Origin of the sequence: Daejeonella sp. (assembly GCF_037719425.1) — a bacterium.
Taxonomy (GTDB): domain Bacteria; phylum Bacteroidota; class Bacteroidia; order Sphingobacteriales; family Sphingobacteriaceae; genus Daejeonella.
This window is the reverse complement of the sequence record NZ_JBBJNI010000075.1, coordinates 1-6,844: the sequence shown is the minus strand read 5'-3', so window position 1 is coordinate 6,844 and position 6,844 is coordinate 1. Positions and strand designations below refer to the sequence as shown.

The 6,844-nt window shown below is 44.3% G+C and carries 5 protein-coding genes; 1 reads left to right on the top strand and 4 read right to left on the bottom strand.

Annotated features, from left to right (window positions below; genetic code table 11):
- Positions 1-326 precede the first annotated feature (326 nt).
- Positions 327-2,009: an aminotransferase class V-fold PLP-dependent enzyme gene (locus WKF69_RS11150; protein WP_340381933.1), complete on the top strand. Its 1,683-nt coding sequence runs from the start codon at positions 327-329 to the stop codon at positions 2,007-2,009.
- A 490-nt stretch (positions 2,010-2,499) separates the two neighbouring features.
- On the opposite strand, the gene WKF69_RS11145 is transcribed toward WKF69_RS11150, so the two are convergent.
- The 4 genes from WKF69_RS11145 to WKF69_RS11130 all read right to left on the bottom strand — a co-directional run bounded on the left by WKF69_RS11145 (position 2,500) and on the right by WKF69_RS11130 (position 6,702).
- Positions 2,500-4,221, bottom strand: coding sequence for an FAD-dependent oxidoreductase (locus WKF69_RS11145; protein WP_340381931.1), 1,722 nt, complete (start codon positions 4,219-4,221; stop codon positions 2,500-2,502).
- Positions 4,222-4,400: 179 nt separating this feature from the next.
- A complete protein-coding gene (locus tag WKF69_RS11140; RefSeq protein WP_340381929.1) occupies positions 4,401-4,580 on the bottom strand; it encodes a hypothetical protein in 180 nt (59 codons plus the stop codon).
- Positions 4,573-4,989, bottom strand: coding sequence for a GNAT family N-acetyltransferase (locus WKF69_RS11135; protein ID WP_340381927.1), 417 nt, complete (start codon positions 4,987-4,989; stop codon positions 4,573-4,575). Before WKF69_RS11135 ends, WKF69_RS11140 begins: the two co-directional genes overlap by 8 nt.
- 156 nt (positions 4,990-5,145) lie before the next feature.
- Positions 5,146-6,702 (bottom strand): PQQ-dependent sugar dehydrogenase, encoded by a 1,557-nt coding sequence (locus WKF69_RS11130; protein ID WP_340381925.1) that lies wholly within the window; start codon positions 6,700-6,702, stop codon positions 5,146-5,148.
- Between the last annotated feature and the right edge of the window lie 142 nt (positions 6,703-6,844).

Here is a 6,844-nt window from a genome sequence, read left to right as displayed (position 1 = left end):
TATAGAAGTGGCAAAGCCTCTATGCAATTCTCATTTGATAAACCAATGCCACTTGAGCTGATCACTCGAGTTGTGGAATACAGGGTTAAAGCAATGGTGGAGAATGCCGCCAGGAAACAGCGGGGCAAGAAAAAAATAGGCTGAGAATCTAGGCAGCTTTCTGTAAATCTTTCAATTTTTTAGTTCGCTGCCCTACTTGTAACATTAATACTACTTATATTAGAATAATTTCTTTCCTCAAGTCCATAAATTAGTTAACTCGTTCGCCGGATGAGAAGACACGCGCGAAAATAAAATCTCAATAAAACCTAAATCAAATAAATTAAATGAAACGTAGAGACGTTATTAAAGGTCTGACACTACTGCCATTAGCCGGCGGAGTTGTTGGGAGCGCTCAATCAGCAATTTCAGCTGAAGGTGCTGGTCTGCTTGAAATGCTGGGTGGGGAATCAGTAGGTGAAGGCCCGCTTAAGGCTGGCGCTCAGGTTTATCAGTCAATAGGTGTTGAGCCGGTAATTAACTGTCGTGGTACTTTCACTATCATCGGAGCATCTACCTTAGTTCCTGAAGCTAAAGAAGCTATGCAGTATGCAGGCAATTATTATGTCCAGCTTGATGAACTTGCAATGGGTGTAGGCAAAAGGCTTTCTGAACTTTCGGGTGCTGAATGGGGTGTTGTTTCATCAGGATGTGCAGGTGGTATGAAGTTAGTGACAATTGCAGCTGTTACCGGGGGAAATCCGGAAAAATTAGTACGTATTCCTGATCTTACTGGTATCGAAAAAAACGAAGTGATCATCCCCAGAGGTTCACGTAACGTCTATGACCATGCGGTCCGTAATGTCGGTGTTAAAGTAATCACTGTCAACACACAGGAAGAACTTGAAGCAGCAATAAACCCGCGCACGGCCATGATCTATATGATGTCTGGAAGACCAGACGCAACAGGTCCCTTATCTCTAAAAGCAATTGCAACAGCAGCTAAAGCCAAGGGAGTTCCTGTTCTTGTTGATGCGGCAGCTGAGGCTCTAACCCTAAGTCCAAACGTCCACCTGGCAAATGGCGCAACTGTTGTAGCTTATAGCGGTGGAAAGGCAATACGCGGTCCTCAGAGTGCGGGCTTGTTATTAGGCGATAAAAATCTTCTTATGGCTGCATGGCAGGCTAGTGCACCGCACCATGGACCAGCACGTGACAACAAAGTAGGTAAAGAAGAGCAAATTGGAATGCTAGCTGCTGTTGAAGCATGGGTAAAACGTGATCATAAGAAAGAAGAACAAACCTGGACAAGCTACCTTGAGAACATTGCAAAACGCGTATCTGCTATTGAAGGTGTTACAACTAACATACGCCAGCCGGAAGGCCTGGATAACAGAACACCAAACTTAACTATTTCATGGGATCCTAATAAATTTAACGCGACTGGCTCGGACATCGCAACCTTCCTTTCTACAACCAAACCACGTATTGCAATGAGTGCAGGTGGTGCTGGTCGTGGCGGAGCGGCTGCAGAACCGGCAACACCAACCACTTCTATTTCACTGGCAGCATGGATGATGCAGCCGGGTGATGATAAAATTGTTGGAGATCGCATTTTCTCAGCACTGAATTTGAAACGTCCTGCTCTTGTGGATACTATGGCTGCTCCCGGAGCGGACTTAAAAGGCCGCTGGGATGTTACAATTGATTATTTCAACGAGAAAAGTGCTCACAAATTTATTATTGAAACCCAGGATGCTAACTTCATGAAAGGATCGCACCAGGGAACTTTCACTACAAATGACCTAGTGGGTACTATAGAAGGTAATCAGGTTAAATTCCAAAGCTCTTCCAGGATGCTTGGCGATAATGTTCCATTCACTTTCTCCGGAACTGTAACCGGTGACTCAATGTCGGGAAATATCCACCATGGTGAGTATCTTACTTCTAAATTTACTGCTAAGAAGTATATCTACCCAACAACCAAGCAAAAGATCACTGTACCAGTTGGTCCGCCGCTTTCAAGTTAAAACATCACAACCCTAATATTAAGTGCCCCGTTTTTGTAAAGAAACGGGGTATTTTTTTGTGTTTTCGCAGGTAAACAATAGCTTGCTGGAGTGACAGTAACCCTTCCACCGGATTTATGATTTTGCACAATGACAGTTTGGCAGAAAAGCAATATTAGCTTGTTACGTTAAAATATAAAATATTTATATTCAATTCTTTATATAATCTATATAATTTATTAGTTAACATATCTGTGACAACTATCATGAATTTCTATCAACCATAAAATTACAATATTCGGCTCACCTCAAAGGATGTGTTTGTACTTCCATTCCCCTTCAACTCCAGATGTCAACTTAACTCACGGTCTCCCCTTTGGTGAATCCCCAAGAATCGAAAGCTAACATATCTTGCCGTCTCCTATTTGTCTCCTATCAGTCTTAAAGCGTCGCTGGAGATTCCCCGAATATTTAGCATTCGTTACGTCCGCCAGATCATTCGGGTTAAATATTAGGTTTTCCATTGAGTTTCAACACCTTGTGTCCGGATAAAGTCCTGAAATTTTGCAAGCACATCCCTACCCTCTCTTATCTGATATGGAAGCAGGCTATTTTTAAGTCCGTAGACGACTATTAAGCCCACCGCCTCACCAATGCTCCATTCAACCGGATGAAGCCTGTAGCAGCCGTTCGTAATATGCGTAGTGCCTATATTCTTACACGCAGGCAATAGGTTTTCCATCCGCTTTGGCAACAAAGCTCCCAAGGGAATTTGAAATGGCAGGGAAGAAAAGTCGATATAGTTTTGTTTACGGCTGCTGGGGTGCAGATCTATGTGATAGTACCCAACACCTACGCTATCGTAAAAATTAGCACCTTTCTTGCCGGCTTCCATACCAGCGACCTTAACCCGGTTTTCCTGGCCGACATGTTCTTCGAGGACAGTGAACTGGGCTTTAATACGCCTGGATTCACGAATGTAAGGGTATTTAGCGAGGCCGTCTTCGGTGCCCATAACATCTTTTCTCAACCTTAAACCCGGCCAGCCCTGTTTACCGTCTGCCCGCGGGGCCTCAGTTTGAAGCCAGTGGAACAGTGAGAGGCTTAATTGCTTTGCCCGTGCAACATGGCGGGCAAACTCTTTTTCCGTTACGCCTACAAGGTTCCCAAGGGTGTAATCATTCTGGGGCCAGTTGACAGTAGAGATATCACCAACATAAGCTCCGGGAATAAAATTCTCTTTGGCCAGAATGCGCCGGTAGTTCCAAAGGTTCAGATATGGAGCGGTTGGACTGCCATCAGGACTAAAGCCTAATAGTTTTTTCTCCAAAGTTTTAGGATTAGCATAACTGAGATCAAGTAATTTTCCTGGCCAGGCCGGGATCATTTCCGGAACCAAATTCCTCCAGAAATCATACTCCGACGGCTTCTCTCCCACATTATTAGTCCCAGGCAGGTAATCCATAGCGAAACACATCGTGAACGCCTGGTGGTTATCCGGATCAGCTTTCTGCGGTGCATGCAGCTCGCGGGTTTCATTCTGGGATTCCGTTCCGGTCACAAACTCCGTACCCGTTAACGGCAGCAAGTCACCCAGTTCGGTGGCGTCTGCAAAATACGGTGCGATAAGAACGGTTTCTTTCCCGGTTCGTAAACTAACAGCTCTTAAGGCCTTCACCTTATTGCCGGCGTACTCCGCCGATCTGATCTTATATTCGATAAGCAGGGTTAGTTTGCCGGAACTTACATAAGGACTCAGCATCTCGTTTAACACCGCAAGAGAGACCCGGGGCTCGTGGCATAAGGCCGAAACGACTGCGTTCCCTGGATTCAAGTATTCCTTATCTTTTGCTTTAGATGTTAAGGGATAATTCCTTTTATAATAGTTTCTTACAGCTGTACGATAGGCCCTGTAAGATTGAGGAGATCCATGTGTTTCGATCCACGGATGCTCATCCGGAGGAACCCCCTGAGATGTCACTTGCCCTCCTATCCAATCGGTTTCTTCAGTCACGATCACAGACAATCCATTGCGCAGGGCTGCCAGGGCAGCTGCACATCCCCCCACTCCTCCGCCTGCAATAACAAGATCTGCGTTCAATTCTGAAGCTGCCGTTGGAGATTTAGTAAATTCCGCCACGGAGTGCTGATCCCGGCCAAACACATTTAATGCACCCGAATTTAGGTTTGTAGCTGCCAGTGCGCCTAGGGCAATAAAATTCCTTCTTTTCACTTTTACTATTTTGTTTACCGATTACTTACCCTGGCTTTGGTTTCTTGTTTTGCGCTGACGAATACACTACGTGTTCTATTCATGTATTCCTGGTTTCCACCCGTCTGGCACTCATTATCCATTCCAGGGACATTCTTTTAGTAGACTCGCTAAAGGCCTGGAAGTTTTTAAAAGCGATTTCATCGCTGAAGATCGTCAGGAATGATTCCGGCTTCGGCATCGGCAAACTTATCCCAACTCCCGTTTTGTTTTGCCAGATCAATTAATTCCTGACCAGCAGCGGTCATATACCCTTCGCAGATCATTCTTTCGATGCACTCTTTATTTACTTTTCTCCAATTACTTTCAGGCTTACTCAATCTTCCTTTCCATCATGACTTCTGGATTCGATAAGGATGTGAAACCAAATTTTTTGTACAACTCATGCGCATCCCTGGTGCCAAGACCCCACTTCATAATATCTTTAAATTCGGGATAGGAAATTATTTCGCCAATCAATTGTTTGCACAAACCCCTCCCCCTATGGTCTTCCAGAATAAAAACGTCCATTAGCCAGGCAAAAACGGACATATCGGTAACTACCCTGGCAAAACCTACTTGTTCCCCCGCTTCATTGTACATGCCAAAACAGCATGAATTAGCGATGGACTTCCTAATGACGTCTTCTGTTCGGTCGTTAGCCCAATATGATTGTTTTATCAAATAATCGGTTATAGTGTTGATATCGAGCTTCGCTTTATCGCTTGATATATGAAAATACTCAGGCATGAGATTGCATAGTTTCCCTAAAGATGGTTAATGCGGTTTACAAAAACAAGTCCTTAAGAACCAAAAATATACAGACGGGTATACCAAACCTCCTATTCCATTTTCTTAATCTTCGTAACTCCAATTTCTTTGCTCTGTTTGCATCCAATATCATCTTTAACGAGGCAGGCTTAACTTTTCACGTTCTTTAGTAATCATCTGTGGACTTACGTCAGGGTACTTTTCAGGCTGTAGCTTCCTGACATAATTCACTATTTCTGCAATCTCCGCATCCTTTAAAAAAGCAAAGGAAGGCATTTGCGTATCGTATTTAACTCCATCAATTACAACCGGGCCGGCAGAGCCTTTAAGTATCTTTCTGATGAGAGGAAACTCGCCGCTTTTAACCAGCCCAGATCCCTTTAACGCGGGGAATACATCTTTCAATCCTGCCCCATCCTCACGGTGACATGACGCACAGTATTGCTGATACAGGCTGGAAGTATTGCTTACCACTGCCGTATTCTTTCCCGTCACGGGATTCAATGGAGCAGCGGATTTAGATATCTTGATAATACGGTCATCCTCAGGCAAAGGATCACCCATAGTCCTGTTCCAATCGCGATTACTGGTTGAAACATATACATCGCCTGAGGGAGAGATACAGATATCGCGCAAACGTCCAAACTGGTTTTCAAGGAATATTTCCTCGTTAATTATTTTGGTTCCGGTCGCATCCAGCTTGAGTGCGCGCAGGCTTTTACCTTTCAGGCTTACCATCAGCAGGGAATTATTCCATTCTGAGATGCTTCCGCGAGAATAATAGTCAATTCCGGCAGGCGCTATAGTAGGCGTCCAGGATTTTATGGGGTCTGTTGAGGTTATATTTTTGCCAAATTCAATTTCCTTGGCATTATCGGCATAACCCTGGATTGACGGCCATCCGTAGTTTTTTGTCTTTTCGATCAGGTTAATTTCGTCGTCTGTTGCATCTCCATGTTCTGAGGTATACAGTTTATTCGCTCCTGAAAATACCATGCCCTGAATGTTACGGAAACCCATTGCCCAAACGGGGCTTCCTTTCACGGGGTTATCTGCGGGCACAGATCCGTCGATATTAAGCCTTAATATTTTTCCGTTAGGAGAATTAAAATCCTGCGAGAAAGCAGTACTCGCAGCGTCACCGGTCGCCCAGAATAATTTGCCCTTTGAAAATGTGAGCCTGGATCCGCTGTGGCCGTTGTTCGCGGCTATTTCCATTAATATTTTAGGACTGGTCAGTGTATCAGATTTCCACGTATATCGTACTAACCTTGAAAATGGCTTCTCATCTCTTAAAAAGGTATAATTCAGGAAAACGTAAGGGTAATTCTTCATGTCCGGATGCAAAGCCATGCCAAGCAAACCAGCTGTGCGCAGAAACCATACATCCTTAATTTGGAGGATGACGTCTTTCTCGCCTGATACAGGGTCAATTCTGCTGACAACACCTTTCTGCTCAGTGATCCAGATCTTTTTATCAGGACCCCAGGTGATCTCCCATGGCACATCCAATCCGCTAGCAATAACAGTGGCCCCTATACCAGCTGGTACACGAAAATCGCCAGGCAAAAGGTGGGATGTGTTGCGTTTAGTTGAAACTTTGAAAGCTGTTTGATCGATGGTGGTTTCTGACTGGAGAATAAAAACGCCAAGCAAAACAAATGGTACAAGGATGAGATACAGAAATTTCATTATGCTAAGATCAGAGGCAGAAGGTATGAATAAATGCTTAAAGCAATGTCATTCTTCTGCCCCTGCCTGGCTGTTGATTGTTTAACGAGATTGCTTCGTCGTACCTCCTACCATTGACGTTTTTATGCAACATCTTATTTTT

Bases quoted from the DNA above. Each gene is read 5' to 3' on its own strand.
- WKF69_RS11150 (WP_340381933.1), top strand. From the start codon at position 327: ATGAAACGTAGAGACGTTATTAAAGGTCTGACACTACTGCCATTAGCC.
- WKF69_RS11135 (WP_340381927.1), bottom strand. From the start codon at position 4,989: ATGCCTGAGTATTTTCATATATCAAGCGATAAAGCGAAGCTCGATATC.
- WKF69_RS11130 (WP_340381925.1), bottom strand. From the start codon at position 6,702: ATGAAATTTCTGTATCTCATCCTTGTACCATTTGTTTTGCTTGGCGTT.